Here is a 26019-nt window from a genome sequence, read left to right on the forward strand (position 1 = left end):
CCCTACTCGACGTTCTGGACCTGCTCGCGGAACTGCTCCACCACGGCCTTCAAGTCGAGTCCGATCCGCGAGAGCGTGACGTCGCCGGCCTTGGCGCAGAGCGTGTTGGCCTCCCGGCCGAACTCCTGGGCGAGGAAGTCGAGCCGCCGGCCGATGGCGCCCCCCGCCTCGATCAGGCCGGTGGCCGCGGCGAGATGGGCGCGCAGGCGGTCGAGCTCCTCGCGCACATCGGCCTTGCCCGCGAGCAGCATCGCCTCCTGATGGAGGCGGGCCGGATCGAGGGCGCCGGCTTCGGCGAGGCCCGCGATGCTCGCCTGAAGGCGCTCGCGCACGGCCTCCGGCCGGCGGGCGGGGCTGTCCTCGGCGGCCGCCGTCAGCTCGGCGATGGTGCGCAGCTGCGAGGCCACGACCTCGTGGAGATGGCGCCCCTCGGCGCGGCGGCTCTCGACGAGGTCGGCAACGAGCCGCACCACCCCTTCCGCGAGGTCGCGGGCCAGCGTCTCGACCTCCGCGGCGGGCTCCTCGTCGCTCTCGATGACGCCGCGGATGGAGAGCAGCCCGTCCATGGTCGCGGGCGCGATGCCTTCCGGAACCGGCACGCGGGCGACGGCCTGGGCCAGCGAGGCGAGCAGCGCCTCGTTGACCCTGACCCGCACCTCCCGCTCCGGGCGGGTCAGGGTGAGGGAGAGCTGGCACTGGCCCCGGTTCAGGGTCTTCTGGAGGGCGGTGCGGGCGACCTCGCCGGCCGCCTCGAAGCCCGGCGGCACCCGCAGGCGCACCTCGAGGCCCCGCCCGTTGACGCTGCGCACCTCCCAAGCCCACTGCACCGGCCCCGTGGTGCCCGCCGCGCGGGCGAAGCCCGTCATGCTCGCGATCATGCCCGCGTCTTTCCCAAGCCCGCCCGCTTGCCCTTTCGGCTCAGGGCTGCTTGAGCACCGGCACGGTCTTGGGCGAGCCGAGATCGTAGGTCTTGTTCTTGAGCGGGTCGAGCCGCGTGCCCTCGGAGGCGTCGAAGGCGCGGGGCCGCGCGGCGGCGGGCGTGGGGGCGGCCGCCGGGGTGCCGGTGCCGGCGTCGGGGGCGTAGGCCGTGGCGCTGCCCGGCACCGACGGATCGGGCTCGGCCTTGTCGGTGGGGCTCGCCGCATCCGTCGGCGCCGGCGCCTGCCGGGCGCGCTCGACCTGCCGCCAGCGGGCGACGTTGCGCTGGTGGCCTTCCAGGCTGTCGGCGAAGGCGTGGCCGCCGGTGCCGTCGGCGACGAAGAACAGGTCCTTGGTCCGCGACGGATTGGCGACGGCCTCGAGCGCGGCGCGCCCCGGATTGGCGATCGGCCCCGGCGGAAGGCCCTCGATGACGTAGGTGTTGTAGGGCGTCGCCCGCTCGATCTCCGAGCGCAGGATGCCCCGGCCGAGCGTGCCGCGCCCGCCGACGAGCCCGTAGACGATGGTCGGGTCGGACTGGAGCTTCATGCGCTTGTTGAGGCGGTTGACGAAGACGCCGGCCACCCGCGGACGCTCGTCGGCGCGCCCCGTCTCCTTCTCCACGATGGAGGCGAGCGTCACCATCTCGGCGGGCGTCTTCACCGGGATCTCGGGGCTGCGCCGCAGCCAGATCTGGTTGAGGACCTCCCGCTGCTTGGCGCGCATGAGGTTGACGATCATCTGGCGGGTGGCGCCGCGCTCGAACTTGTAGGTGTCGGGCAGGAGCGAGCCCTCGGGAGGGATCTCGCCGATCTCGCCGGTGAGGATGTCGTTCTCGTTGAGCCGGCCGACGATCTGCTCGCTGGTCAGGCCCTCGGGGAAGGTGACTGCATGCTGCACCTGCCGGCCGGTCGTCACCGTGTCGATGGCGTCGTTGATGCTGGCATGGGCCTTGAAGTTGTACTCGCCGGCCTTCAGCGGCGCCTTGCCGCCGAAGCGGGCGGCGAGCTCGAACAGGCCGGTATGGGCGATGACGCCCTCGCGCTGGAGGATCTCGGCGATCTCGGCGGTGCCGCTGCGCGAGGGGATCACCACCACCTTGTCCGCCTGGAGGGGCCCCGGCTCGCGGACCTGCCGGTGGAAGATCGTCAGCCCGATCATCGCGCCGAGCGCCAGCACCACGGCGAAGGTCAGAAGGCCCGAGACCGTGGCGAGCAGGCCGCCCCGGCGGCGCTCCGGCTCGTCCGGCGGCGGCGGCGCGGCGGTGGGCTTGATCGCCTCGCCCGGCGAGCGGGGCGAGAGGCGGTTCGGCAGGGCCGGCTCGTCGGAGGCGGTCGGCGTCGGCTCGGGCGTCTGGCGGCGGCGGAAGAACATCGCGATCCTGCTCGGGCTCGTTCGGGGCGAGCGGCGCCGTGCCCCTCGAAAGGGGCTGCGGCGCGAGCCCGGCAGCACTAGCCCGCTTTGTGGCGAAAATGCCGTCCCGCTGCGCCCGCCGCCTTCGCGCCGGGAGCCTTCGCCGGGGGCTGGCAGACGGCGCAGTAGAAGGTCGAGCGGCCCGCCTGCACCATCCGTGCGACGCTCCCCCCGCAGCCCGGCGCGCGGCAGGGCTCGCCGGTGCGGTCGTAGACCCGGAAGGCGTGCTGGAACCTGCCGCTGCCGCCGTCCGTGTGGGCGTAGTCGCGCAGCGTCGAGCCGCCGGCCTCGACGGCCTCCGCAAGCACGGAGCGGATCTCCTGCGCGAGGCGATGGGCCTGGGGCGTGCCCCGCCCGTCCGCTGCGGCGAGCGCGCCGGCCGGCGTCTCCGGATGGAGGCGCGCCCGGTGGAGCGCCTCGCAGACGTAGATGTTGCCGAGCCCCGCGATCAGCCTCTGGTCGAGGAGCGCGGCCTTCAGCGGCGCGATCCGGTGCCGGAACAGCCGGGCGATGGCGTCGCCGTCGAGCCCTTCGTCCAGGGGCTCGATGCCCATGGACGCGAAGTGGCGGCAGGTGGCGAGCCCCTCCGTCGCCACGAGATCCATGAAGCCGAAGCGGCGCACGTCGTTGTAGGTGACGGTGGCCCCGCTCCCCATGGCGAAGACGACGTGGTCGTGCTTCGCGTTGCCCAGCGCCCCTTCGAGGTAGAAGTCGCCCGGCGACAGGTTCGAGCCGTCCGGCAGAGTCACGTCGAAGCGCCCGCTCATGCCGAGATGCATGATCAGGCTCTCGCCGGAATCGAGGCCGGCGACGAGATACTTTGCCCGGCGGGCGAGGTCCGTGACCGTCCGGCCCTCCAGCCGCGCGGCGAAGCGATCCGGGAAGGGGAAGCGCAGGTCTGCGCGGCGCAGGGTGACGCGACTGACGCGCGCGCCGACCATGGCCGGCGCGAGGCCCCGGCGCACGGTCTCGACCTCGGGAAGCTCGGGCATGGTGCGTATATCGGCGCCGGCGGCCGGCCGCGCAATCGGCGCCCGCGTCGCGGGGCCGTCCCACCGATGGCGGATTGCGGCGGCCTTCGCTATGGAGGCCGGGCCAAGGAGAGCACGAGCATGGCTGCGGGCCGGGACGACGAGACCGCCGATTTCGGCTTCGAGCGGGTGGCGCTCGGCGAGAAGCAGGGCCGCGTCGACGCGGTGTTCCGCTCGGTCGCCCGCCGCTACGACGTCATGAACGACCTGATGTCGGCGGGCCTCCACCGGCTCTGGAAGGACCGGCTCGTCTCGATGCTGCGGCCGCCGGGCAACCGCCCTTTCCACCATCTCGACGTTGCCGGCGGCACCGGGGACGTCGCCTTCCGCATCCTCGATGCCGGCGGCCCGCAGACCCGCGTCACGGTGCTCGATATCAACGAGGACATGCTCCGCGTCGGCGCCGAGCGCGGTGCGTCCTACGGCGCGCGGGCGGAATTCGTGACCGGAAACGCCGAGACCCTGCCCCTGCCGGATTCGAGCGTCGACGCCTACACCATCGCCTTCGGCATAAGGAACGTGCCGCGCATCGACGCGGCGCTGGCCGAGGCCCGCCGCGTGCTGCGTCCGGGCGGTCGCTTCCTCTGCCTCGAGTTCTCGAAGGTCGACCTGCCGGTGCTCGACCGCATCTACGACGCCTACTCCTTCCACGTGATCCCGCGCATCGGCGCGCGGGTGGCGGGCGACGCGGACTCCTACCGCTACCTCGTCGAGTCGATCCGCCAGTTCCCGACGCCCGGCGTCTTCGCCGGCATGATCGAGGCGGCGGGTCTGCGCCACGTCACGCACCGGCCGCTGTCGGGGGGCATCGTCGCGATCCATTCCGGCTGGAAGGTCTCGTGATCCTGCATCCGGGCGCCCGCGCATGATCGGCTCGCTCCTCCACCTCCTGCGGGGCGCCCATGTCGGCTTCGTGCTCGCCCGCGAGGGCGGGCTCGCCTTCGTGGACGCCGCTGAGTTGCCGCCGCACCTGCGGCTCGCGCTCAGGATCGGGCGGATGCTGGAGCGGCCGGGCCTCGGCGACGGCGCCGCCCGGCTCTCCAAGGCGCTGACCCGGCTCGGGCCGAGCTACGTCAAGTTCGGTCAGTTCCTGGCCACCCGCCCCGACATCGTCGGCATGGCCGCCGCCCTCGATCTCGAGAAGCTTCAGGACCGGGTGCCGGCCTTTCCGCAGGGGCAGGCGATCCGCGTGGTCGAGACCGCCTTCGGCAAGCCGCTGCGGGACCTCTTCGCGAGCTTCAGCGAGCCGGTGGCGGCGGCCTCCATCGCCCAGGTCCACAAGGCGACGGTCCTCGACCCCGACGGTACGCAGCGCATGCTCGCCGTGAAGATCATGCGGCCGGGCGTGCGCGAGCGCTTCCAGCGCGACCTCCAGGTCATGCGCTTCATGGCCCGCGTCGTGAACGCGCTCTCGCCCCAGGCCGAACGGCTGCGCCCGCGGGAGGTGGTCGAGATCCTCGCCCGCTCCGTGACGATGGAGATGGACTTCCGCCTGGAGGCGGCGGCCATGTCCGAGCTCGCGCAGAACACCAAGGACGACGAGGATTTCCGCGTGCCGCGCCCCGAGTGGGAGCTGACCGCCCGCGACGTGCTCTCCAGCGAGTGGATCGACGGCACACGCCTCCACGCCCGCGCCGACATCGTGGCGGCGGGCCACGACCCGCAGGCGCTCGGGCGCACGGTGATCCAGAGCTTCCTGCGCCAGGCGATCCGCGACGGCTTCTTCCACGCCGACATGCACCAGGGAAACCTGTTCGTGGACGCGCAAGGGCGACTCGTCGCCGTCGATTTCGGCATCATGGGCCGCCTCGGCATGGCCGAGCGCCGCTTCCTCGCCGAGATCCTGCTCGGCTTCATCCTGCGGGACTACCGGCGCGTCGCGCAGGTGCATTTCGAGGCCGGCTACGTGCCCCGCCACCACTCGGTGGACGACTTCGCCCAGGCGATCCGCGCCATCGGCGAGCCGATCCACCAGCGTCGGGCCGACGAGATCTCGATGGCCAAGGTGCTGACCCTGCTCTTCGACGTAACGGCGCTGTTCGACATGAGCACCCGCACCGAGCTGGTGATGCTCCAGAAGACCATGGTCGTGGTCGAAGGCGTCGCCCGCAGCCTCGACCCGCGCCTCGACATGTGGACCACCGCCGAGCCCGTGGTCCGCGCCTGGATCGCCCGCAACCTCGGCCCCGTGGGCCGGGTCGAGGGGGCGGGCCGCGCCGCCCTGACGCTCGCCGACGTCGTCGCCGACATCCCCGACATCGCCCAGCGCCTGCGGCGCATCCTGGTGCGCTTCGACGAGGAGGGCTCCCACGAGGCCGTCCAGATCCGCAACCTCGCCCGGATGGAGAAGCGCCGGGCGGTCTGGTCCACGTTGGCGCTCTGGGCTATCGCGGTGGGGGCACTGGTGATGGCGTTCCGATGACCCGCGATCTCGATGGCCGCCGCATCCTCCTCGTCATCGGCGGGGGCATCGCGGCCTACAAGGCGCTCGACCTGATCCGCCGCCTGCGGGAGCGCGGGGCGCGGGTGCGGCCGATCCTGACGCAGGGGGCACAGGAGTTCGTGACGCCGCTGGCCGCCGCCGCGCTGGCGGGGGAGCGGGCCCATACCGACCTGTTCGACAGGGCCGACGAGGCCGAGATCGGCCATATCCGGCTGGCGCGGGAAGCCGACGCGGTGGTGGTGGCGCCGGCGACCGCCAACATCATGGCCCGGATGGCGGCGGGGCTGACGCCGGACCTCGCCTCGACGGTGCTGCTCGCCACGACCCTGCCGATCCTGATCGCCCCGGCCATGAACGTGCGCATGTGGGCGCATCCCGCGACGCAGCGGAACCTCGCGACGCTGAAGGCCGACGGCGTCGCCGTGGTTGGCCCGAACGACGGGCCGATGGCGGAGGCCGAGACCGGGCCGGGCCGCATGGCCGAGCCGGTCGAGATCGTCGACGCGCTCGTCGCGATGCTCGCCGGCGCCGCGCCCTCCCCCGGCATCGGCTTCCTCTCCGGGCGCGACGCGTTTCCTCGGCCGCTCGCCGGCCGGCGCGTCCTCGTCACCTCGGGGCCGACGCACGAGCCGATCGACCCGGTGCGCTACCTCGCCAACCGCTCCTCCGGCCGCCAGGGCCACGCCATCGCCCAGGCCGCGGCGGAAGCCGGCGCCCTCGTCACCCTGGTGAGCGGGCCGGTCGCGATCCCCAACCCGCCCGGCGTCACGGTGGTGCGCGTCGAGACCGCCCGCGAGATGCTCGCCGCCGTCGAGGCGGCGCTGCCGGCCGTGCTCGCGGTCTTCGCCGCCGCGGTCGCCGACTGGCGCCCGGCGGAGGCGAAGGGCGCGAAGATCAAGAAGGACGGCGCGGCGCCGCCCCCCCTCACGCTGGCCGAGAATCCGGACATCCTCGCCACGGTCTCGGGGATGGCCCAGGGCCGCCCCGGCCTCGTCGTGGGCTTCGCCGCCGAGACCAACGACGTGATCGCCCACGCGCAGCAAAAGCTCGCCCGCAAGGGCTGCGACCTCATCGTCGCCAACGACGTCTCGGCGGAGGGCGGCGTCATGGGTGGCACGCGGAACACCGTCCACCTCGTCGGCCGCGACGGCGCCATCGAGACTTGGCCGACCCTCGACAAGGACGAGGTCGCCCGCCGTCTGGTCGAGCGCTTCGCGGGGATGATCGTGCTGTAGCGCCTGGCACGACCGTTCGGGCTCGCTGCCGCGCGTCAGACGCTCAATCGGCGGACGAGCGGTCGGCCCCCCGCCGCGCCGCCACCGCCTCGGCCAGAAGACAGAGAATCTCGAAGAGCAGCGTCCCGCCGGCGAGCGCCGTGATGCCGGCGGCGTCGAGCGGCGGCGAGACCTCCACGAGGTCGGCGCCGACGAGGTCGAGGCCGCGCAGCGACCGCACGAGGTAGAGGGCCTCCCGCGTCGTGAAGCCGCCAGGCTCAGGGGTCCCGGTGCCCGGCGCGTAGGCCGGGTCGAGGGCGTCGATGTCGAAGCTGAGATAGGCGGGGCCCTCGCCGACCACCGCTCGGGCCTCGGCGACGGTCTCCGGCAGCCCCCGGCCGACCGCCTCCTCCAGGGTGACGATGCGGATGCCCTGAGCCAGCGCCCAGTCGCGTTCGTCGGCCGAATCGAGGCTGCCGCGGATGCCGATCTGCACCATGCGCCTCGGGTCGAGCACCCCGTCCTCCACTGCCCGCCGGAAGGGCGTGCCGTGGGTGAGCCGCGTGCCGCCGTACTGCGAATCGTCGGTGTCGCTGTGCGCGTCGATATGCACGAGGCCCAGTGGCCTCCCCGCCCCGAGCGCCCTGAGCACGGGATAGCTGACGAGATGGTCGCCGCCGACGGAGAGCGGCACGATCCCCTGGCTCCGCAGCGCGGCGTGGAACGCCTCGATCCGCCGGCAGGTCTCGGCGGCGTCGATCGGGTTGACCGGCACGTCGCCGAGATCGGCGCAGGCGGCGAGCGCGTAGGGCGCGACGCCCGTGGAATGGTTGACCGCGCGGGTATGGGTCGAGGCCTCGCGCACGGCGCGGGGGCCGAGGCAGGCGCCGGGCCGGTTCGTGGTCGCCCCGTCGAAGGGGATGCCGACAAGGCCGATCTCCACGCCCTCTGCCGCGGCGGGGTCGCGGACCGGCAGGCGCATGAAGCTCGGGATCCCCGAGAAGCGCGGCGTCTCCATGCCGGAGGCCGGCCGGAAGCGGGCGATGCGCGCGGCATCCGCCTCGTCGACCTCGTGCGGCACGGTCCCTCCTCTCGCTCGGCGCGGGAATTGTCCCGCCCGCCCGGGAGGGAATCAAGCGCGGCCGGTGGCGGTGCATCGTGCTAGTGGAGAATCGCGGGATGCGGACGCGCGTCGGGAGGGGCGACGATGCGGGAGATCGGAACGGCATCGGCCGAATCGGAGCGGGCGCCGGAGGAGGCGCTCTGGGCGCGCATCGCCGCCCACCCGTTCGAGGACGCGCGCGCCCTCGACTTCACCGGGCGGCTCGCCGCCGACATGGGCTGGAGCCGGGCGCAGGCGAAGGGCGCCGTCGAGGAGTATCGCCGCTTCTGCTTCCTCGCCGTCACCGGAACAGAGCCCGCGACGCCGAGCGAGGAGGTCGACGCCGTCTGGCACCTCCACCTCACCTATTCCCGCGACTACTGGAGCGTCTGGTGCCCGCAGGTGCTGGAACGGCCCCTGCACCACGACCCGACCGGCGGCGGTCCGGCGGAGGATGCCCGCTACCATGGGCAGTACGCGCGGACGCTCGCCCGCTACGAGACCGCGTTCGGGCCGCCGGATCCGGCGTTCTGGCCCGGTACGGCGGCGCGATTCGGGCCCCGACCCCGCTACCGCATGGTCGACACGCACCGGGTCTGGCTGCTGCCGCGCCCGTCGGCGCTCCGGCGGGTGGCGCCGGCGGCCTGCCTCCTGCTCTGCCTGCCGACCGGCGCGCTCGCCCTGCCCTCCACCCCCCTCGACTGGCGCGGGCCGGAGTTTCTCGGCCTCTACCTGCCGCTGGCGCTGCTCGCCGTCGCCGCGTCCTTCGCGCTCGCCGTGCGGCTGCGCTTCGCGCCAGGGCGTGCCGCCCTGGCGGGGGCGCCGACGCTCGATCCGTTGGAGGCGGCGCTGCTGGCGGGCGGTCCGGGGCGGGTCGCCGATCTCGTCGCCCTCATTCTCGTCACCTCGGGCTCGGCCTCGGTCGAGCGATTTCGCGGGCGCCTCGTGGTCGAGGGCCTGCAGGGCGAGGCCGCGCGGCTCCGGCCCTTCCTCGGCTCCGTGACCGGGCCGACGCGCCGCCGCGACCTCATGGGCGCGGTGGGCGAGGCGCTCGGGCCGCTCCGGCGGCGCCTGCACGCACGGGGTCTGCTGCTCGATCCGGAGGAGACCCGCGGGGCGCGCTGGGTCGCCCTCGCGCCGATCGCGGCGGTGGCTCTGTTCGGGATCGCCAAGCTCGTCGTCGGCATCGAGCGGCACCGCCCGGTCGGGTTCCTGCTCGTCACGCTTCTCGGCCTCGCGGCCTCGGCCGGGCTCCTGTGGTGGTGGCTCTCGCGCCCGACGCGGGCCGGCGCGCAGGCCCTCGACGCCCTGTCGCGCAACCAGGCCCGCGCGCTGCGGGCGCCGATGCCGTCCGAATTGCCCCTCGCCTTCGCCATCGGCGGGATCGGCATCCTCTCGGCCTCGGCCTATCCGGAGCTGTTCGCCTACCTGAAGGCGCCGCTTCGCGACTCCGGGTCCGGTTGCGGCACCGGCGGATCGGGCTGCGGCTCCGGATCGGGCGGCGGTGGCGGCTGTGGAGGCTGCGGCGGCGGAGGCGGCGACTGAACGCGGCGCCGCCGGCCTTGCGCGTTGACGATCCGGCATGCCGTGTCTATAGAGCGCGCTTCGCAGGGCGGCCGGCAACGCGCGGGCCGCCTGCTTCGCTTTTTCACAACATGCGTCGGCCGCCGCCCGCTCTCGGGCTCGAACGCCCGACCGCCGGACGAGACGAGGATAGGACATGGCCAACACCCCGTCGGCCAAGAAAATGACCCGCAAGATCGCCAAGCGCACGGCGATCAACCGCTCGCGCCGCTCGCGGATGCGTACCTTCCTCCGCAAGGTCGAGGAGGCGATCGCCTCCGGCAACGCCGAGACCGCCCGCGAGGCGCTCCGCGCTGCGCAGCCGGAGATCATGCGCGCCGCCCAGCACGGCATCGTTCATAAGAACAACGCCTCCCGGAAGGTCTCGCGCCTCTCGGCCCGGGTGAAGGCTCTCGCGGCGCCCGCCGCCGCCTGATCCCCACGCTCCTTCTCTGGACGGCTTGAGAAGCCCGGCCTCGTGCCGGGCTTCTCGCGTTTCGGGACCTCGCGGACGCTCCGCCGGCCCCTGCGAGGTGCGGGACAGGAATCTTTGCCTCTCCGTATGCTTGACGGAGTCTTGATCCGTTGCGCTGTCCACAGCCCGAGTGTAGCTTAACAAAATCCTACGCAGGCCCGCCCTGCCGCGAGTCTAGCTCGGCCTCGCCGGAGTCGAGCCGAAGATGAGGCTGCCGTCTCGACTCCGGTGCGCGTGGCCCCGCCGGCCCGATGTCTTCCGGCGATACCCACGCAATTCCCACTGTTAGGAGAACCGTAGCGAATTGTTGATAGCCTCCTCAAGTCGGCCTTCGGCTCGTGGTCGGGGCTTGACTCTGCCGACTTTGGGGTGCCGCGCCGTCCAGGCTGCGGTGCCGTGTGTGAAGCGTGCGTACGCATCGCCGCGCAGTCCTCTGCGCGCGGTGCGGGGAGAATAAGAATGCAGGTCGAGGGCAACCTGACGGGTGGCGGGTCCGGCGGATCGGGCCGCGGGGACGATGCCGCTGCCGAGAACGCGCAGGCCTGGACGCGGGTGAAGCGCCGCCTGCGGGCGGAGCTCGGCGAGGACATCTTCGCGAGCTGGTTCGCCCGGCTGGAGCTGGAGGAGGTCAACGCCGGCACCGCGCGCCTCTCAGTGCCGACGCGCTTCCTCAAGAGCTGGATCGAATCCCACTATCTCGACCGGGTGCTCAACACCTTCCGCAGCGAGCTGGAGCAGGTCGCCCGCATCGAGGTCGGGGTGCGCGGCACCGGCGCGCCTGCCCGCCCCGCAGCGCCGAAGCCCCTCTCCGCCGCGACGGCCGCCGTGCGGGCCCCCGCCGCGCCGGCCCCGCTGACCGCTCCGGCCTCTCCGAGCGCCACGGAGACGGACGCCCCCCGCGGCGAGGCAGGCGGCGACCTCTCCGGCGCGCCCCTCGACGTGCGGCTGAGCTTCGTCAACTTCGTCGTCGCCCGCTCGAACGCGCTCGCCCACGCGGCGGCCGAGCGGGTCTCCCGCCACGACGGCGAGGCGCCCCTCTACAACCCGCTCTACGTCCATGCCGGCGTCGGCCTCGGCAAGACGCATCTGCTCCACGCCATCGGCCACGCCGCCCGCGAGGCGGGGCGCCGGGTGATCTACCTCACCGCCGACCGCTTCATGTACGGCTTCGTCAACGCCCTGAAGACGCAGAACGCGCTGGCCTTCAAGGAGCGCCTGCGGGCGATCGACCTGCTCGTCCTCGACGACGTGCAGTTCATCCAGGGCAAGTCGATCCAGGCCGAGTTCGGCCACACCATCAACGCGCTGGTCGATGCCGGCCGCCAGGTCGTCGTCGCCTCCGACCGGCCCCCGACCGAGCTCGACGCCCTCGAGGAGCGGGTGCGCTCGCGGCTGGCCGGCGGCCTCGTGGTCGAGATCGGCGGCCTCGACGAGCAGCTGCGCGCCTCGATCCTCTCCGCCCGGCTCGCCGCCGTGCAGGCCGCGCACCCGAACTTCGAGGTCTCGCCGCAGGTCGCCGCCTACGTCGCCAAGGCGATCACGGCGAATGGCCGCGATCTCGAAGGGGCCGTGAACCGGCTCCTGGCGCACGCCACCCTCACCGGCAGCCCGGTGACGATGGAGACGGCCGAGACCGCGATCCGCGACCTCGTGAAGAACCGCGAGCCCAAGCGCATCAAGATCGAGGACATCCAGAAGCTCGTCGCCAGCCGCTACAATGTCTCGCGCTCCGACATCCTCTCCGAGCGCCGCACGGCCGCCGTCGTGAAGCCCCGGCAGATCGCGATGTATCTCTCGAAGGTGCTGACGCTGCGCTCCCTGCCCGAGATCGGCCGCCGCTTCGGCGGGCGCGACCACACCACGGTGCTCCACGCCGTGCGCAAGATCGAGAAGCAGATCGGCGAGGACGCGGTGCTCGGCGACGAGGTCGAGCTCCTCAAGCGCATGCTCCAGGATTGAGCCCGATTCGCTTCGACGCGGACGTGTGAAGGGATCGCGGTGCCGGGGCGCGGAAAAGCCGGGTCTTCCCCGGCTGTTTAATCCCGCGGGCGGCGGCGGCGATTCGCCGGCCTTGCCTTCGCGGGCGCCCTTCGCCAAGCTCGACGGCCGGCATCGCGCCGCCGATGGTGGTGCATCCGGAGCACGATGCGGAGAAGCGGAAGCCGGTTCTCCGGAAACATCGTGTGGAAACGAGAATACGGAGCGTGCCGCCGGCGTTTCAGGCAGATGGCGGCGGCATGCTCTCTCCCAAACCAGAGTCAGGTCCGATGAGAGTCACCGTCGAGCGCGCGGCCCTTCTTCGGTCGCTCGGCCACGTGCACCGCGTCGTCGAGCGCCGCAACACGATCCCGATCCTCTCCAACGTGCTCCTGCGCGCCGGCGGGACGGGGCTGGAGCTGCGCGCCACCGACCTCGACATCGAGGTGACGGAATCGGTGCCCGCCGACGTGACGGATGCCGGCGCCACCACCGTGCCCGCCCACATCCTCCACGACATCGTGCGCAAGCTCCCCGAGGGCGCGCAGGTCTCGCTGGAGACCGCCGGCGACGGCGGCCAGATGACGATCCGCTCCGGCCGCTCGCGCTTCCAGCTCGGCGCCCTGCCCCAGGACGAGTTCCCGGATCTGGCCACCGGCGAGATGGGCCACGGCTTCTCCCTGCCGGCCGCCGAGCTGAAGCGGCTCATCGAGAAGACGCAGTTCGCGATCTCCACGGAGGAGACGCGCTACTACCTCAACGGCATCTTCCTGCACACGATCGAGGTCGAGGGCGCGTTGCGCCTGCGGGCGGTCGCCACCGACGGCCACCGCCTCGCCCGCGTCGAGATGGACGCGCCGCAGGGCGCCGAGGGCATGCCCGGCATCATCGTGCCGCGAAAGGCCGTCGCCGAGATCCAGAAGCTCGTGGACGACGGCGGCGAGAGCGTCAGCCTGGAACTGTCCCCGACCAAGGTCCGCCTGCGCTTCGAGGGCGGCGTGACCCTGATCTCGAAGCTCATCGACGGCACCTTCCCCGACTACCAGCGGGTGATCCCGAGCGGCAACGACAAGCGCTTGACGGTGGAGCGCGACGCCTTCGCCAAGGCGGTCGACCGGGTCTCCACCATCTCCTCCGAGCGGGGCCGGGCGGTGAAGCTGTCGCTCCAGGAGGGCCGCATCGCCCTCTCGGTGAACAACCCGGACTCGGGCAGCGCCACGGAGGAGCTCGATGCCGACTACGAGGCCGCCGGCCTCGATATCGGCTTCAACGCCCGCTACCTCCTCGACATCACCGCGCAGCTCGAGGGCGACACCGCCCTGTTCAAGCTCGCCGACCCCGGCTCCCCGACCCTGATCCAGGACCGGGAGGGCGCCTCCGCCCTCTACGTGCTGATGCCGATGCGGGTCTGACGGCCGGGCGGGCGCCGGCCGGTCGATGGACGAGGCAGCAGCGGAGCGGCGCGTCGCGCGCCTGATCGCCCGTGATTTCCGCAACTACGCGGAGCTCGACCTCGCGGTCGGGTCCAAGGTCGTGGCCCTCGTCGGCGAGAACGGCGCCGGCAAGACCAACATCCTCGAGGCGATCTCGCTGTTCACCCCCGGCCGCGGCCTGCGCCGGGCCGAGTTCTCCGGCATGGCCCGCGGCCAGGGGCCGGGCGGCTTCGCGGTGTCGCTCACCCTCGACGGGGCGGCGGACGGCCACCGCCTCGGCACCGGCTGCGAGCCGCCGGGGCATGACGGGCGCGTCTCCCGGCTCTGCCGCGTCGACGGGGCGCCGGCCCCCTCCCCCGTCGCCTTCGCCGAGCACCTGCGCGTCGTCTGGCTGACTCCCGATCTCGACGCCCTGTTCCGGGGGCCGGCGGGCGACCGGCGCCGCTTCCTCGACCGGCTGGTGCTCGCCGTCGACGCCTCGCACGGGCAGCGGGTCTCGGCGATGGAGCGGGCGCTGCGCTCGCGCAACCGCCTGCTGGAGGACCGCGCCGCGGATGAGCGCTGGCTCGACGCGGTCGAGCGGGAGGTCGCCGAGCTCGGCGTCGCCGTGGCGCTCGCCCGCCGGGAGACCGTGGAGCGCCTCGATCGGCTGATCGCGCAGACGCGGGACGATTCGGCGCCCTTCCCCTGGGCCGGCGTGCGCCTCGAAGGCGATCTCGACGATCTCGTCGCCGTCTGGCCGGCGATCGAGGCGGAGGACCGCTTCCGCGTGGCGCTTCGCCAGGGCCGCCACCGCGACCGCGCCGCCGGCCGCAGCCTGATCGGCCCCCAGACCACGGACCTCGTCGTCCGCCACGGCCCCAAGGACGTGCCCGCCGCCACCGCCTCCACCGGCGAGCAGAAGGCGCTCCTCGTCGGCTTGGTCCTGGCCCACGCAAGGCTGGTGCGGGCAATGAGCGGGCTCGCCCCGATCATCCTCCTCGACGAGGTCGCCGCCCATCTCGATCCCCGCCGCCGGGGCGGCCTGTTCGAGGCCCTGGAGGTGCTCGCCGGTCAGGTCTGGATGACCGGGGCCGACGAGGCGCTGTTCGCGGAGCTGGAGGGGCGGGCCGACGTGGTGGGGATTTGCGACGGGCGGGTGGTCTGAGGCAGGCTCAGGCGGCCGGCGGGATATCGGTCTGGGAGAAGTCGCTGCCGACGAAGAGGAGCGGCACGTCGTTCGTGCGGGCGCAGGCGTAGGCGAAGCAGTCTGCGAGATTGAGCCTGGCCGGGTGGCCCTGCCCTTTCCCGAAGCGGGCATAGGCTTCGACGGCAGCCCTGCCCTCCCTCGCGCCGACAGGGATGACGGTCACGTCCGCTTCGGAGAGGAAGCCCGTCACCAGCGCCTCGGCCTCCGACACGGAGCAGCCATTCAGTCGCCGGATCGCCATGACGGTCTCGAGGACGGCGATGGCGGACGTGGTTCGCCGTTCGGAGGCCTCCAACGAGATCGCCAGATGCTCCGCTTCCGGCTCCCCGGCGATCATGGCGACGATGGCCGATGCGTCGACGAACATCAGGGTTCGCCGTTGAGCTCATCGAAGAAGGCCTTGTCGGCCTTGAGTCCCGTCGCCGGCCGCGCGGCGAAGGCATCCTGAATCGGCTTCAGCCTCTCGATCAGCGAGGGTCGACCGTTCCGACGCTGCAGCTCGTTCTCCAGGGCGACGCGCACCGCCTCGGTCTTGCTCACGCGCGCCTCGCTCGCCAGTTTCTGGGCGAGGCGGTTGACCTCCTCGTTGCGGATGTTCAAGGGCATGTCTCGGCCTGCCATGTGTAGACGCAGCGAATCTAGTGTCTACACACATCTCCTGCAACGCCACTCGCCGCCCTCGTCCGGCGGCTCGCTCACGAACCAAGATCGATCATGACAGCTCGCCTCGACGAGGCCCGCGCCGCGCTGCGCAAGACCTTCGGCTACGACGATTTCCGGCCCGGGCAGTCCGAGGTGATCGGCGCCGTGCTGAGCGGCGCCGACGTGTTCGCGGTCATGCCCACGGGCTCGGGCAAGTCGATGACCTACCAGCTCCCGGCCCTCGTGGAATCGGGGCTGACGGTGGTGGTCTCGCCGCTGATCGCGCTGATGCACGATCAGGTCGGGCAGATGCACGGCTTCGGCATTCCCGCCGCGACCCTCAACTCCAGCGTGGCCGAAGCGCAGGCCCGCGAGACCTGGCGCGCGATCCGCGACGGCAGCCTGCGGCTGCTGTTCGTCTCACCCGAGCGCCTGCTCATGGAGGGCTGCATGGACGCGCTCCGGGGCGCGGGCGTGCGCCGGCTCGCCGTCGACGAGGCGCATTGCGTCTCGCAATGGGGGCACGACTTCCGGCCCGAGTACCGGGAGATCGCCCGCGCCCGCGAGGCGCTGGGCTCGGTCCAGACGCTGGCGCTGACCGCCACGGCGGACGCCGCCACCCGCGCGGAGATCGCCGAGCGTCTGTTCCCGGCCGGGCGCCCGCCGGAGACCTTCGTTCACTCCTTCGACCGGCCGAACATCGGCCTGACCTTTGCCGCCAAGGACAACCCGACCCGGCAGATCGAGCGCTTCCTGCGCCACCGCCGCTCGGAGAGCGGCATCGTCTACTGCTCGTCGCGCAAGCGCACGGAGCAGCTCGCCGAGAGCCTGTCGAAGGACGGCTTCCGGGCGCTGCCCTACCATGCCGGCCTCGACCAGGGCACGCGCATGCGCAACCAGGATACCTTCCTCCAGGAGGACGGGGTGGTGATGACCGCCACCGTCGCCTTCGGCATGGGCATCAACAAGCCGGACGTGCGCTTCGTCTGCCACGCCGACATGCCGTCCAACGTCGAGGGCTACTACCAGGAGATCGGCCGCGCCGGCCGCGACGGTCTGCCCGCCGACACGCTGACCCTCTACGGCCTCGACGACATGGCGCTGCGGCGCCGCCAGATCGACGAGAAGGAGGTGCCCGACGAGCGCCGCCGTGTCGAGCGGCGCAAGCTGGAAGCCATGATCGCCCTCTGCGAGGGGGCCGCCTGCCGGCGCCAGTCGCTGCTCTCGTATTTCGGCGAGACGAGCGGGCCTTGCGGCCGCTGCGACCTCTGCCGCAGCGGCGTCTCGCTGATCGACGGGACCGTGCCGGCCCAGAAGGTGCTCTCGGCCATCGTGCGCACCGGCCAGCGGTTCGGCGCCGCCTACATCTGCGACGTGGTCCACGGCAAGGAGAGCGAGCCGATCCGCCGCAACGGCCACGCCGCGCTCAAGACCTTCGGCGTCGGCGCCGACAAGCCCGTCGCCGCCTGGCGGGCGATCCTGCGCCAGCTCTTCGCGGCGGGCGCCGTCGCGGAGAAGGACGACGGCTATGGCGGCCTCGCCATGACCGAGAAGGGCGAGGCGATCCTGTTCGGCCGCGAGACCATCGCGCTCCGCCCCGACCCGGAACCGAAGGCCGCCGAGCCGAGGGGCAAGCGCCGGCCGCCGGCCCGAGAGGGCGGCGACCTCGACCTCGGCGAGGCGGACGAGGCGCTGTTCCAGCACCTGCGTGGCCTGCGCGCCACCATCGCCCGCACGGAGGGCATTGCGGCCTTCATGGTCTTCCCCGACCGCACCCTGATCGAGATGGCGAAGTCGAAGCCCGTCGACCTCTGGGCGCTCCGCTCCGTCCACGGCGTCGGCGAGCGCAAGCGCGAGGCCTATGGCGAGCGCTTCGTCGGGGCGATCTCGGAATTCCTCGCGGACGGCGCTAGAAGCGGCGGAGTGGGCCCGGGCTGAGCGGAAGCACCACGATGGCCGAGACGCACGAGACCCCCGGAGTCGATCTCGACGCCTATCTCCGCCGCATCGGCTACGAGGGTCCGCGCGAACCGACCCTCGCCGTGCTGCGCGACCTCGCCCGCCTGCACACGCTCGCGATCCCCTTCGAGAATCTCGACCCGCTTCTCGGCCGGCCGCCGAAGCTCGATGCGGCCTCCGTCGAGGCCAAGCTCGTGCGCTCGCGCCGCGGGGGCTACTGCTTCGAGCACAACCCGCTGCTCCAGCGCGTCCTTCGCGCCCTCGGCTTCGAGGCGCGCTCGCTCGCCGCCCGCGTCCTCCTCCGGCAGCCGGAAGGCGTGACGGCCCCGCGCACCCACGCGCTGCTGCGGGTCGAGGCGGAAGGGCGGAGCCATCTGGTCGATGTCGGCTTCGGGGGGCAGACGCCGAGCGGGCCGCTTCTCCTCGTGCCCGGCCCGGAGCAGGCGACGCCCCACGAGCCCTGCCGGATCGACGCGGTCGGCCCCGACGAGGCCCGGGAGTTCGTGCTTCAGGCGCGCATCGCCGGGGCCTGGACGCCGCTCTACCGATTCCACCTCTTCGAGCACGTCGCGATCGACCACGAGGTCGCCAACCACTACGTCGCGACCCATCCGGCCTCGTTCTTCCGCAATGCGATCGTCGCGGCGCGCCTGTCGCCGCAGGGGCGCCACCTGCTCTTCAACGACCGGCTGGCCTTCCAGCACGTCGACGGGCGGCGCGAGGAGCGCATCCTCCCGGACGCGCCCGCGCTGTTCGACGCTCTCGAGACCGTCTTCGGCATCGCGGCGCCGGATCGCCCGGCGCTCGCCGCCGCCTTCGGCCGCCTCACCGAACGGCCGGGGCGGGACGGGTCCGATTGAGTCCGTGGCCGTTCGGCACTCGCGTTGGGCGGGCCGCGTCGTATAGGCACCGGGTCTGCGATCGTCCGCCCCCTGGAGCCGCCGCGCCATTTCCGAGAGTCCCGCTTCGAGCGCCCCCTTCCGCCGGCAGGTCTTCTACCTGCCCGGTTTCGACCCGCGCGAGCCGGAGACCTATTGGGGGCTCTTCAGGCGGGAGGCCCGCATCACCGCCGGCCGCCGCGGCCTCGAGATCGCGGTCGGCGAGCCCCTGCGCGCCGCGGACGGGCTCAGCCTCGATTGGAACGTTCGCTGCGAGACTCCCGCGGGCTCGGCGGAGACCCGGTACGCGCTCCTGCGCTGGGACGACATCGTCCGCGCCCGCTTCCCGAGGGCGAACTGGCGGCGCCTCCTCGACGTGCCGGCGCTTTGGTGGCGGCTGTGGCGAAGCGGCTATGTCGGGCGCTTCCGCCGCGAGGCGCGCCGGTTCTCGCGCATCATCATCGGCGTCCACGTGGTCTACCTCGTGCTGGTGCTCGCGAGCCTCGGCGCGGCCCTCGGCCTCGCGGCGCTGATCCCAGCCGAGACCGCCTGGCGCTTCCTCGCCGCGCCGCCGCTCGCCTACGCGCTCCTTGCCGGCCTGATGAAGCTGACCCGCGGGCGGCCCCTCTACGTGCCGCATCTCGTGGACGACACCACCTTCACCCACGCCCATGCGGGCGGCGCGGAGGCCGGCATGGCGCCGCGGCTCTCCGCCTTCGCGGAGCGCATCCGCGCGGCGGAGGGGCAGGTGAACGAGATCGTGGTGATCGGCCACTCCTCCTCGAGCTTCCTCGGCATCGAGGTGCTCGACCGGCTGCTCGCTGCCGATCCCGGCTTCGGCACGCGGGGCACGCCCGTCACCTTCGTCTCGATCGGCAGCGTGATTCCCTGGCTCGGCCTCGACGAGCGGGCGGAGGCGTTCCGCGCGGCCCTCGGCCGCTTCGCGCAGGCCCGCGCGATCGGCTGGCTCGACATCCGGGCCGAGTGGGACTGGCTGTCGATCCACCTGCGCAATCCGGTCGCCGCCTGCGGCCTCCCACGCCCGCCGCAGGTCCCCCCCTCCGAGGCCCGCCCGGCGGTGCTGCGGGTGAACGTGCGCGACCTCGTGACGAAGGAGGCCCTGCGCACCCGGCGCTACAATCTCTTCCAGCTCCACTTTCAACTGCTGATGTCGGCCGTCTCCGAGACGTCGTTCGACTATGTTGCGCTCGTCGCCGGACCCGAGCCGGTCCATGCCCTCGTCCGCCGCGCCGCCGAGGACGACGATGCGCCCGCCCTGCCGGAAGAGGTTGTCTGAGGCCCCGTCGCGCGCCGGAGGGCCTGCATCCTTTGTTGCCAGCGTGCGCCGCACCGAATAGACCGCGCGCAACCGAAGCCGGCACAGGCGGGAGCGCCCGATCGGGTGCCTGGCCACGGCACGCGACCGCCTTTCGTCTGGGTCCTCCGCGATGTTCCGCAACGACGTTCCGATGACCCCCGAGCTCGTGCGCCAGCACGGCCTCACGCCCGACGAGTTCGAGCGCTTCCGGATCCTCATCGGCCGCGATCCGACGCTCACCGAGCTCGGCATCGTCTCGGCGATGTGGAACGAGCACTGCTCCTACAAGTCGTCCCGCAAGCACCTGCGCGGCCTGCCGACCTCGGCGCCGTGGGTGATCCAGGGGCCCGGCGAGAACGCCGGCGTCATCGACATCGGCGACGGGCACGCCTGCGTCTTCAAGATGGAGAGCCACAACCACCCGAGCTTCATCGAGCCCTACCAGGGCGCGGCGACCGGCGTCGGCGGCATTCTCCGCGATGTCTTCACGATGGGGGCCCGGCCGATCGCGGCGCTCAACGCGCTCCGCTTCGGCTCGCCGGACCATCCGCGCACGCGGCACCTCGTCTCGGGCGTCGTGGCGGGCGTCGGCGGCTACGGCAACTCCTTCGGCGTGCCGACGGTCGGCGGCCTCGTCGGTTTCCACAAGCGCTACGACGGCAACATCCTCGTCAACGCCATGGCGGTCGGCCTCGCGCGGACGGACGGGATCTTCTACGCGGCGGCCACCGGCGTCGGGAACCCGATCGTCTATCTCGGCTCCAAGACCGGCCGCGACGGCATCCACGGCGCCACCATGGCGTCCGCCGAGTTCGACGAGGCCTCGGAGTCGAAGCGCCCGACCGTGCAGGTCGGCGATCCCTTCGCGGAGAAGCTGCTGCTCGAGGCCTGCCTGGAGCTGATGGCGTCCGGCGCCGTCATCGCCATCCAGGACATGGGCGCGGCGGGGCTGACCTGCTCGGCCGTCGAGATGGGCGCCAAGGGCGACCTCGGCGTCGAGCTGCATATCGAGAAGGTGCCCGCCCGCGAGGAGGGCATGACCCCCTACGAGATGATGCTCTCCGAGAGCCAGGAGCGCATGCTCATGGTGCTCAAGCCCGGCATGGAGGCCGAGGCGGAAGCCATCTTCGTGAAGTGGGGCCTCGATTTCGCGGTGATCGGCCACACCACCGATACGCTGCGCTTCGTGATCAAGCACAACGGCGAGACCGTCGCCGACCTGCCGATCAAGGAACTCGGCGACGAGGCGCCCCTCTACGATCGGCCGCATATCGCCAACACGCACCTGCCCGTGCTCGCCGCCGCAGAGGTGCCGGCGCCGACCTCCCTGAGCGAGGCGCTGCGCAAGCTCGTCGGCTCGCCGGAACTGTGCTCGAAGCGCTGGGTCTACGAGCAGTACGACCACTTCATCCTCGGCAACACCGTGCAGAAGCCCGGCGGCGACGCCGCGATCGTGCGGGTCGAGGAGGGGCCGAAGGGCCTCGCGCTCACCGCCGACGTGACGCCGCGCTACTGCGAGGCCGACCCCGTCGAGGGCGGCCGGCAGGCGGTGGCCGAGGCCTGGCGCAACATCACCGCGGTCGGCGGGCGTCCCCTCGCGATCACCGACAACCTCAACTTCGGCAACCCGGAGAAGCCCGAGGTGATGGGCCAGCTCGTCGGCTGCCTCCAGGGCATCGGCGAGGCCTGCCGGGCGCTCGACTTCCCCGTCGTGTCGGGCAACGTCTCCCTCTACAACGAGACCAACGGCGTCGGCATCCTGCCGACCCCGACCATCGGCGGCGTCGGCGTCGTGGACGACGTCACCCGCTTCGCCAGCCTCAGCCTGAAGCGCGAAGGCGACGTGCTGGTCCTCGTCGGCGACGCCGAGGGCTGGCTCGGGCAGTCGGTCTACCTCTCCGTGATCGAGGGCCGCGAGGAGGGCGCGCCGCCGCCCGTCGACCTCGCCGAGGAGCGCCGCAACGGCGACTTCGTGCGCGGGCTGATCCTGTCGGGCACCGTCGACACCGTCCACGACCTTTCCGATGGCGGCCTCGCCGTAGCGCTCGCCGAGATGGCGATGGCCGGCGGCATCGGCGCGGCGCTCCCCGAGGCGCCGGAAGGCATCGCGCCCCACGCCTTCCTGTTCGGCGAGGACCAGGCCCGCTACCTGCTCGCCGTGGAGCCGGAGGCCGCCGCCGACATCCTCTACAGCGCCGCCGCGCAGGGCATCCCGGCCGCGAGCGTCGGCGTCACCGGCTCCGACCGTTTGACGCTGCCGGGCGGCGAGACCATATCCATCGCTGAACTGAAGGCCGCCCACGAGGGCTGGCTTCCGGCCTACATGGCGAGCCAGCCGGCCGCCGCCGCCTGACCCGAGACGTTTCGAGGAGCCCGACCCGATGCCGATGGACGCGCGCGACATCGAGGCCATGATCCGCGAGGCGCTGCCCGACGCGACGATCGAGATCAAGGACCTCGCCGGGGACGGCGATCACTACGCTGCGACGGTCATCTCCTCGGCCTTCAAGGGCAAGACCCGCGTCGCCCAGCACCAGATGGTCTACGGCGCGCTCCAGGGGCGGATGGGGGGCGTGCTCCACGCGCTTGCGCTGACCACGGGCGTCCCGCAGGATTGATGCAAGCCGCGTCGGGATGCTCCCGATGGAACAGACAACAGGAACCGCCATCATGACCGACGTGAACACCGCCATCGAGAACGAGATCAAGTCGCAGGACGTCGTCGTGTTCATGAAGGGCACGCCGCAGTTCCCCATGTGCGGCTTCTCCGGCCAGGTCGTGCAGATCCTCAACTACCTCGAGGTGCCGTTCAAGGGCGTGAACGTGCTCGACGACATGGGCATCCGCGAGGGCATCAAGGCCTATTCCAACTGGCCGACCATCCCGCAGATCTACGTGAAGGGCGAGTTCGTCGGCGGCTGCGACATCGCCCGCGAGATGTTCCAGTCCGGGGAGCTGCACCAGTTCCTGGCCGAGAAGGGCGTGCCGGTGAAGGCGCCCGCCGCCTGAGCGGGGCGAAACCTTCCCGCCTCCGTGCGTTCTCCCCGTGCCGCCACCGGCACGGGGTCGAGGCATGCGTGACGTCATCATCGTGGGCGGCGGACCCGCAGGGCTCAACGCCGCCCTGATCCTCGGCCGCTGCCGCCGCACGGTCCTGCTCTGCGACAAGGGCGAGCCGAGGAACGCGGCGACGTCCCTCACCTGGGGCGTCTTCACCCGCGACGGGACGCCGCCCTTCGAGCTGCGCGCCCGCGCCGAGGCCGATCTCGAGCGCTACCCGACCGTCGAGCGCCGCGAGGCGGAAGTCGTCGATGCCCGTCGCCTGGACGAGGGCTTCGAGATCACCTGCGCGGATGGACGCCGCGAGCGGGCGCGCCGCCTGATCCTCGCGACCGGTCTGCATCAGGACCTGCCGGAGGTCGCGGGCTTCGCCGAACATTGGGGGCGCGGCGTCCATTCCTGCCCCTACTGCGACGGCTACGAGCTGCGCGACCAGCCCATCGCCGCCTACGCCCATGGCGAGCGCGCCCGCGGCTTCGCCCTGGAGCTGACGGGCTGGAGCGGCGACGTCACCCTCTGCACGGACGGGCGCCCGACACCCCTCGATGCGGAGAGCCGCGAGCGGCTCGCCCGCAACGGCGTCCGCGTGGTCGAGACGCCGATCTCAGCCCTGGAGGGTGACCGGAGCGGCCCGCGGCGCCTGCGCTTCGCGGATGGCGGCAAGCGCCCCTGCCGCGCGGTCTTCCTGATGCCGGAGGGCGGCCGCCCGTCCGAGCTGATGGAGCGCCTCGGCTGCGCGATCGCCGACAACGGCACCGTCCCGACCCGCGATTACGAGCGCACCGAGGTGCCGGGCCTCTTCGTCGCGGGCGACGCCTCGAGGCGCGTCCAGTTCGCGGTGGTCGCCGCCGCCGAGGGCGCGATGGCGGCGTTCGCCGTCAACACCGAGCTCCTGCGCGAGGACACCCGCTGACCCAAGGCACGGGACGAACCGCGCGGCCGAGACGTTGGGATTCGAGAGGCCAACCGGGAGAATCCATGACCCTCGTCCATCCGCACACGCCGCGCGTCGCCGTCGCCAGCGCCTGCACCCTGGGCGAGGAGATCCTGTGGGACGCCCGCTCTGACAGCCTGCTCTGGGTCGATATCGAGGACCCGGCGGTGTGGCGGCACGATCCCGCCTCCGGGCGCAGCCGCCGCCTCGCCCTCGACGAGAAGCTGAGCTTCGCGGTGCTGACGCCGGATCCGGAGGTGGTCGTGGCGGGCTTCAAGTCCGGCGTTGCCCGCCTCGACCTGTCGACCGGCGCCCGCACCCCCCTCGTCAACCCGCACGAGCACCGGCCCGGCAACCGCCTCAACAGCGGGAGCGTCGGCCCGGACGGCGCTCTGTGGTTCGGCAGCATGGACGATGCCGAGGAGGAGGCGACGGGCAGCTACTACCGCTGGGACGGCGAGAGCCTCGAAGGCTTCGGCGGCAAGGCCGCGGTGACGAACGGGCCGATCGTCGCGCCGGACGGGCGGAGCGTCTACACGATCGACACCTACAACGGCGTGATCCGCGTCCACGACCTCGACGGGTCGCGGGTCGGGGAGCCGCGCCCGCTCGTCGCCTTCGAGGAGGGATGGGGCAAGCCCGACGGCCTGACCCTCGACGCCGAGGGGCATCTCTGGGTCTGCCACTACGCGGGCTCGCGCATCACCCGGTTCACGCCGGAGGGCGAGATCGAGCGGATCGTGCCGGTGCCGACCGCGCTCGTCACGAAGTGCGCCTTCGGCGGGCCGGACCTCTCGACCCTCTACATCACCACCTGCCTGCGCGGCCGCGACCCGACGCTCGATCCGATGGCGGGGCACGTCTATGCCGTCGAGACGGCGTTCAAGGGGCTGCCCGCCACCCTCTTCGAGCGGTGAGCGCGACTTCAGGCGGTCGAGGCCGGTCGTCGCAGGATCTCGACGGGGCGGGTGCGGCGGCACACCGCGGCCGGGCCCCGAAAGGGCGAAGATTAATTATCGGTTACCGGCCGACGACTTCACGGAACTTGACCGTGGTCGTCCCCGTTATTCGGTACTGCCGCGCTCAGGCCGGCAGGGATTTCACTCTCGCCACCGCAGGTGCGAGGCCGCCATGCCCGTTTTCGACGCCAAGACCCTGGACAGCTCCTTCGAGGGAAGCGCGCTTCTCGCCGCGATCCTGCACCCGACCCGCGCCGCACAGGCCCGCGCAAAGGTGATCGGACGCCGCCGCGCCGCCCGAGCGCCGGCCCTCGTCGAGCCCGTGTCCCTGGAGTCGCGCTTTCCCCTGCGGCCCGACGCCCTGGCGATGGCGCCCAACGAGACGATCTGAGCGCGACCAGGCCGATCTTACCAGGCCTGGGGCGTGATGACGCCGGCGCGGGTGACGACGACCCACTCGCGCCCCTGCTTCTCGATCGACTCGACCCGGCCGACGCCGGGAATATTCTCGCCGCGCACCGCCTCGAACAGACGGCGCCGGCGGTCCTCCAGGACGGCGGTGCCGTCATAGACCTCCCGCAGGGCCCAGTTCTCGATCACCGGCGGCTTCTCGGCCGCCTTTTTCGTGTCCGGGATCGCGCCCGTCGTGACGGGCTCCGGCGCCTTGATCTCCTTCGGCGTCTCCTTGACCGCGACCGACGCCGGCGCGGCGGCGGGCGTCGGTGACGCCATCGCCGTACGCTTCTCGACCTGAGCGGTCAGGGCGGCGATCCTGGCGCCCTGGTCGCGGCCGGTCTTCTCGACATGCTCGCCGAGCGCGGCGATGCCGCTTGCCAGCGCCTGCTCCAGGCGGCCGACGCGCTCGATCAGGGTGGTCTCGCGGGTGCGGATGTCGCCGCGGGCGGCCTCCGTCGTCTCGCGCAGGGCGGCGAGCGTCCGGCCGAGGCGCTCGACCTCGCCGTTGAGGCGGGCCGACTCGGTCCGGCCCGCTTCGAGCGCCGAGGCGGTCTCGGCGAGGCCATCCCCGCCCCGCGACAGCGAGACCGCGGCGGTGCCCGCGCCGAGCATCAGTCCGAGGGCGAGGGCGCAGCCGGCGAGCCCGTAGGCGCGCCGGTCGAGCCCGGCCGCCGGGCTCCGGGCCAGGGCGGGAAGCTGGATGCGATGGGGTTTTCCGGCATCCGGCTTGCCGGCCTCCACTGCCGCGCGCAGCTTGGCCTCCGGGCTGTCGCCGAGGGTGTCCTTGCCCGTGTCCGTCGCCCGATTCCCAGCCATGTCCGTCGTCCTCGGCCGCCGCTTCAGGAAATGTTCCGAAAGCATTGGTTAAGGACGTTTGTTTACCGAACCGTTACCGGGCCCGTTCGCTCATGCGGCGCGCTGGTTGATCTTGCTGTCGGCGATGCGGGTCAGCTTGGCGTCGGTGGCCTTCTCCTCGTCGAGGTTCTCCTGGAGCACGCCGGCGCAGTCGTCCCGGCCGAGCTGCTTGGCCCAGGCGATGAGCGTGCCGTAGCGGG

The 26019-nt window shown here is 72.4% G+C and carries 25 protein-coding genes; 17 read left to right on the forward strand and 8 right to left on the reverse strand.

Features of this window, described 5'->3' with window-relative positions; translation table 11 throughout:
- Window positions 1–2: 2 nt before the first annotated feature.
- From MFF04_RS02205 to mutM, 3 genes are all read right to left on the reverse strand, one after another.
- On the reverse strand, window positions 3–878 hold the full coding sequence (locus MFF04_RS02205; RefSeq protein WP_238273856.1) for a YicC/YloC family endoribonuclease: 876 nt from the start codon (window positions 876–878) through the stop codon (window positions 3–5).
- A 40-nt stretch (window positions 879–918) separates the two neighbouring features.
- Window positions 919–2292 (reverse strand): endolytic transglycosylase MltG, encoded by a 1374-nt coding sequence (gene mltG / locus MFF04_RS02210; RefSeq protein WP_238273857.1) that lies wholly within the window; start codon window positions 2290–2292, stop codon window positions 919–921.
- 77 nt (window positions 2293–2369) lie between these two features.
- Window positions 2370–3323 carry a bifunctional DNA-formamidopyrimidine glycosylase/DNA-(apurinic or apyrimidinic site) lyase gene (mutM, locus tag MFF04_RS02215; RefSeq protein WP_238273858.1) on the reverse strand — a complete coding sequence of 318 codons (954 nt, stop codon included), beginning with the start codon at window positions 3321–3323 and terminating at the stop codon, window positions 2370–2372.
- A 120-nt stretch (window positions 3324–3443) separates the two neighbouring features.
- Between mutM and ubiE the strand changes: the two genes are divergently transcribed.
- From ubiE to coaBC, 3 genes are read left to right on the forward strand one after another with little or no spacing between them, the layout of a single operon-like run.
- Window positions 3444–4205, forward strand: coding sequence for a bifunctional demethylmenaquinone methyltransferase/2-methoxy-6-polyprenyl-1,4-benzoquinol methylase UbiE (gene ubiE, locus MFF04_RS02220; RefSeq protein WP_238273859.1), 762 nt, complete (start codon window positions 3444–3446; stop codon window positions 4203–4205).
- A 22-nt stretch (window positions 4206–4227) separates the two neighbouring features.
- Window positions 4228–5784: a 2-polyprenylphenol 6-hydroxylase gene (gene ubiB, locus MFF04_RS02225; protein WP_238273860.1), complete on the forward strand. Its 1557-nt coding sequence runs from the start codon at window positions 4228–4230 to the stop codon at window positions 5782–5784.
- Window positions 5781–7040 carry a bifunctional phosphopantothenoylcysteine decarboxylase/phosphopantothenate--cysteine ligase CoaBC gene (coaBC, locus tag MFF04_RS02230; protein WP_238273861.1) on the forward strand — a complete coding sequence of 420 codons (1260 nt, stop codon included), beginning with the start codon at window positions 5781–5783 and terminating at the stop codon, window positions 7038–7040. The genes ubiB and coaBC overlap by 4 nt, the downstream gene beginning before the upstream one ends.
- 43 nt (window positions 7041–7083) lie before the next feature.
- On the opposite strand, the gene speB is transcribed toward coaBC, so the two are convergent.
- The gene (speB, locus tag MFF04_RS02235; RefSeq protein WP_238273880.1) at window positions 7084–8037 is read right to left on the reverse strand and encodes an agmatinase; all 954 of its coding nucleotides are present in this window, start codon (window positions 8035–8037) and stop codon (window positions 7084–7086) included.
- Between the two features lie 189 nt (window positions 8038–8226).
- On the opposite strand from speB, the gene MFF04_RS02240 reads away from it, so the two are divergent.
- The 5 genes from MFF04_RS02240 to recF all read left to right on the forward strand — a co-directional run bounded on the left by MFF04_RS02240 (window position 8227) and on the right by recF (window position 14716).
- A complete protein-coding gene (locus tag MFF04_RS02240; RefSeq protein ID WP_238273862.1) occupies window positions 8227–9666 on the forward strand; it encodes a TIGR04222 domain-containing membrane protein in 1440 nt (479 codons plus the stop codon).
- Between the two features lie 175 nt (window positions 9667–9841).
- On the forward strand, window positions 9842–10120 hold the full coding sequence (rpsT, locus tag MFF04_RS02245; RefSeq protein ID WP_238273863.1) for a 30S ribosomal protein S20: 279 nt from the start codon (window positions 9842–9844) through the stop codon (window positions 10118–10120).
- 498 nt (window positions 10121–10618) lie between these two features.
- On the forward strand, window positions 10619–12118 hold the full coding sequence (gene dnaA / locus MFF04_RS02250) for a chromosomal replication initiator protein DnaA (RefSeq protein WP_238273864.1): 1500 nt from the start codon (window positions 10619–10621) through the stop codon (window positions 12116–12118).
- 308 nt (window positions 12119–12426) lie between these two features.
- Complete coding sequence (dnaN, locus tag MFF04_RS02255) at window positions 12427–13548, forward strand: DNA polymerase III subunit beta (protein ID WP_238273865.1); 1122 nt, start codon at window positions 12427–12429, stop codon at window positions 13546–13548.
- 25 nt (window positions 13549–13573) lie between these two features.
- Window positions 13574–14716 carry a DNA replication/repair protein RecF gene (gene recF / locus MFF04_RS02260; protein WP_238273866.1) on the forward strand — a complete coding sequence of 381 codons (1143 nt, stop codon included), beginning with the start codon at window positions 13574–13576 and terminating at the stop codon, window positions 14714–14716.
- A 7-nt stretch (window positions 14717–14723) separates the two neighbouring features.
- On the opposite strand, the gene MFF04_RS02265 is transcribed toward recF, so the two are convergent.
- Entirely contained in the window at window positions 14724–15125 is a 402-nt protein-coding gene (locus tag MFF04_RS02265; protein WP_238273867.1) for a type II toxin-antitoxin system VapC family toxin, read from the reverse strand.
- Entirely contained in the window at window positions 15125–15364 is a 240-nt protein-coding gene (locus MFF04_RS02270) for a type II toxin-antitoxin system VapB family antitoxin (protein ID WP_238273868.1), read from the reverse strand. Before MFF04_RS02270 ends, MFF04_RS02265 begins: the two co-directional genes overlap by 1 nt.
- Window positions 15365–15472: 108 nt before the next feature.
- Between MFF04_RS02270 and recQ the strand changes: the two genes are divergently transcribed.
- The 9 genes from recQ (at window position 15473) to MFF04_RS02315 (ending at window position 24899) form a co-directional block, all read left to right on the forward strand.
- A complete protein-coding gene (gene recQ / locus MFF04_RS02275; RefSeq protein ID WP_238273869.1) occupies window positions 15473–17338 on the forward strand; it encodes a DNA helicase RecQ in 1866 nt (621 codons plus the stop codon).
- Window positions 17339–17352: 14 nt separating this feature from the next.
- Window positions 17353–18219 carry an arylamine N-acetyltransferase family protein gene (locus MFF04_RS02280; protein ID WP_238273870.1) on the forward strand — a complete coding sequence of 289 codons (867 nt, stop codon included), beginning with the start codon at window positions 17353–17355 and terminating at the stop codon, window positions 18217–18219.
- An 88-nt stretch (window positions 18220–18307) separates the two neighbouring features.
- A complete protein-coding gene (locus MFF04_RS02285; RefSeq protein WP_238273881.1) occupies window positions 18308–19534 on the forward strand; it encodes a hydrolase in 1227 nt (408 codons plus the stop codon).
- Window positions 19535–19685: 151 nt separating this feature from the next.
- Complete coding sequence (purL, locus tag MFF04_RS02290; RefSeq protein ID WP_238273871.1) at window positions 19686–21908, forward strand: phosphoribosylformylglycinamidine synthase subunit PurL; 2223 nt, start codon at window positions 19686–19688, stop codon at window positions 21906–21908.
- Between the two features lie 28 nt (window positions 21909–21936).
- The gene (locus MFF04_RS02295; RefSeq protein ID WP_238273872.1) at window positions 21937–22173 is read left to right on the forward strand and encodes a BolA family protein; all 237 of its coding nucleotides are present in this window, start codon (window positions 21937–21939) and stop codon (window positions 22171–22173) included.
- Between the two features lie 52 nt (window positions 22174–22225).
- Window positions 22226–22564: a Grx4 family monothiol glutaredoxin gene (grxD, locus tag MFF04_RS02300; RefSeq protein ID WP_238273873.1), complete on the forward strand. Its 339-nt coding sequence runs from the start codon at window positions 22226–22228 to the stop codon at window positions 22562–22564.
- Window positions 22565–22628: 64 nt separating this feature from the next.
- Window positions 22629–23528, forward strand: coding sequence for an NAD(P)/FAD-dependent oxidoreductase (locus tag MFF04_RS02305; RefSeq protein WP_238273874.1), 900 nt, complete (start codon window positions 22629–22631; stop codon window positions 23526–23528).
- Window positions 23529–23593: 65 nt separating this feature from the next.
- The gene (locus MFF04_RS02310) at window positions 23594–24466 is read left to right on the forward strand and encodes an SMP-30/gluconolactonase/LRE family protein (protein ID WP_238273875.1); all 873 of its coding nucleotides are present in this window, start codon (window positions 23594–23596) and stop codon (window positions 24464–24466) included.
- A 214-nt stretch (window positions 24467–24680) separates the two neighbouring features.
- A complete protein-coding gene (locus tag MFF04_RS02315; RefSeq protein ID WP_238273876.1) occupies window positions 24681–24899 on the forward strand; it encodes a hypothetical protein in 219 nt (72 codons plus the stop codon).
- Between the two features lie 17 nt (window positions 24900–24916).
- On the opposite strand, the gene MFF04_RS02320 is transcribed toward MFF04_RS02315, so the two are convergent.
- Both MFF04_RS02320 and MFF04_RS02325 read right to left on the reverse strand, forming a co-directional pair.
- On the reverse strand, window positions 24917–25780 hold the full coding sequence (locus MFF04_RS02320) for a hypothetical protein (RefSeq protein WP_238273877.1): 864 nt from the start codon (window positions 25778–25780) through the stop codon (window positions 24917–24919).
- Between the two features lie 90 nt (window positions 25781–25870).
- Window positions 25871–26019 (reverse strand): YciE/YciF ferroxidase family protein (locus tag MFF04_RS02325; protein ID WP_238273882.1); only part of this gene is annotated, 149 nt, incomplete at its 5' end.

Origin of the sequence: Methylobacterium jeotgali, from assembly GCF_022179345.1 — a bacterium.
Classification (GTDB): Bacteria; Pseudomonadota; Alphaproteobacteria; order Rhizobiales; family Beijerinckiaceae; genus Methylobacterium; species Methylobacterium jeotgali.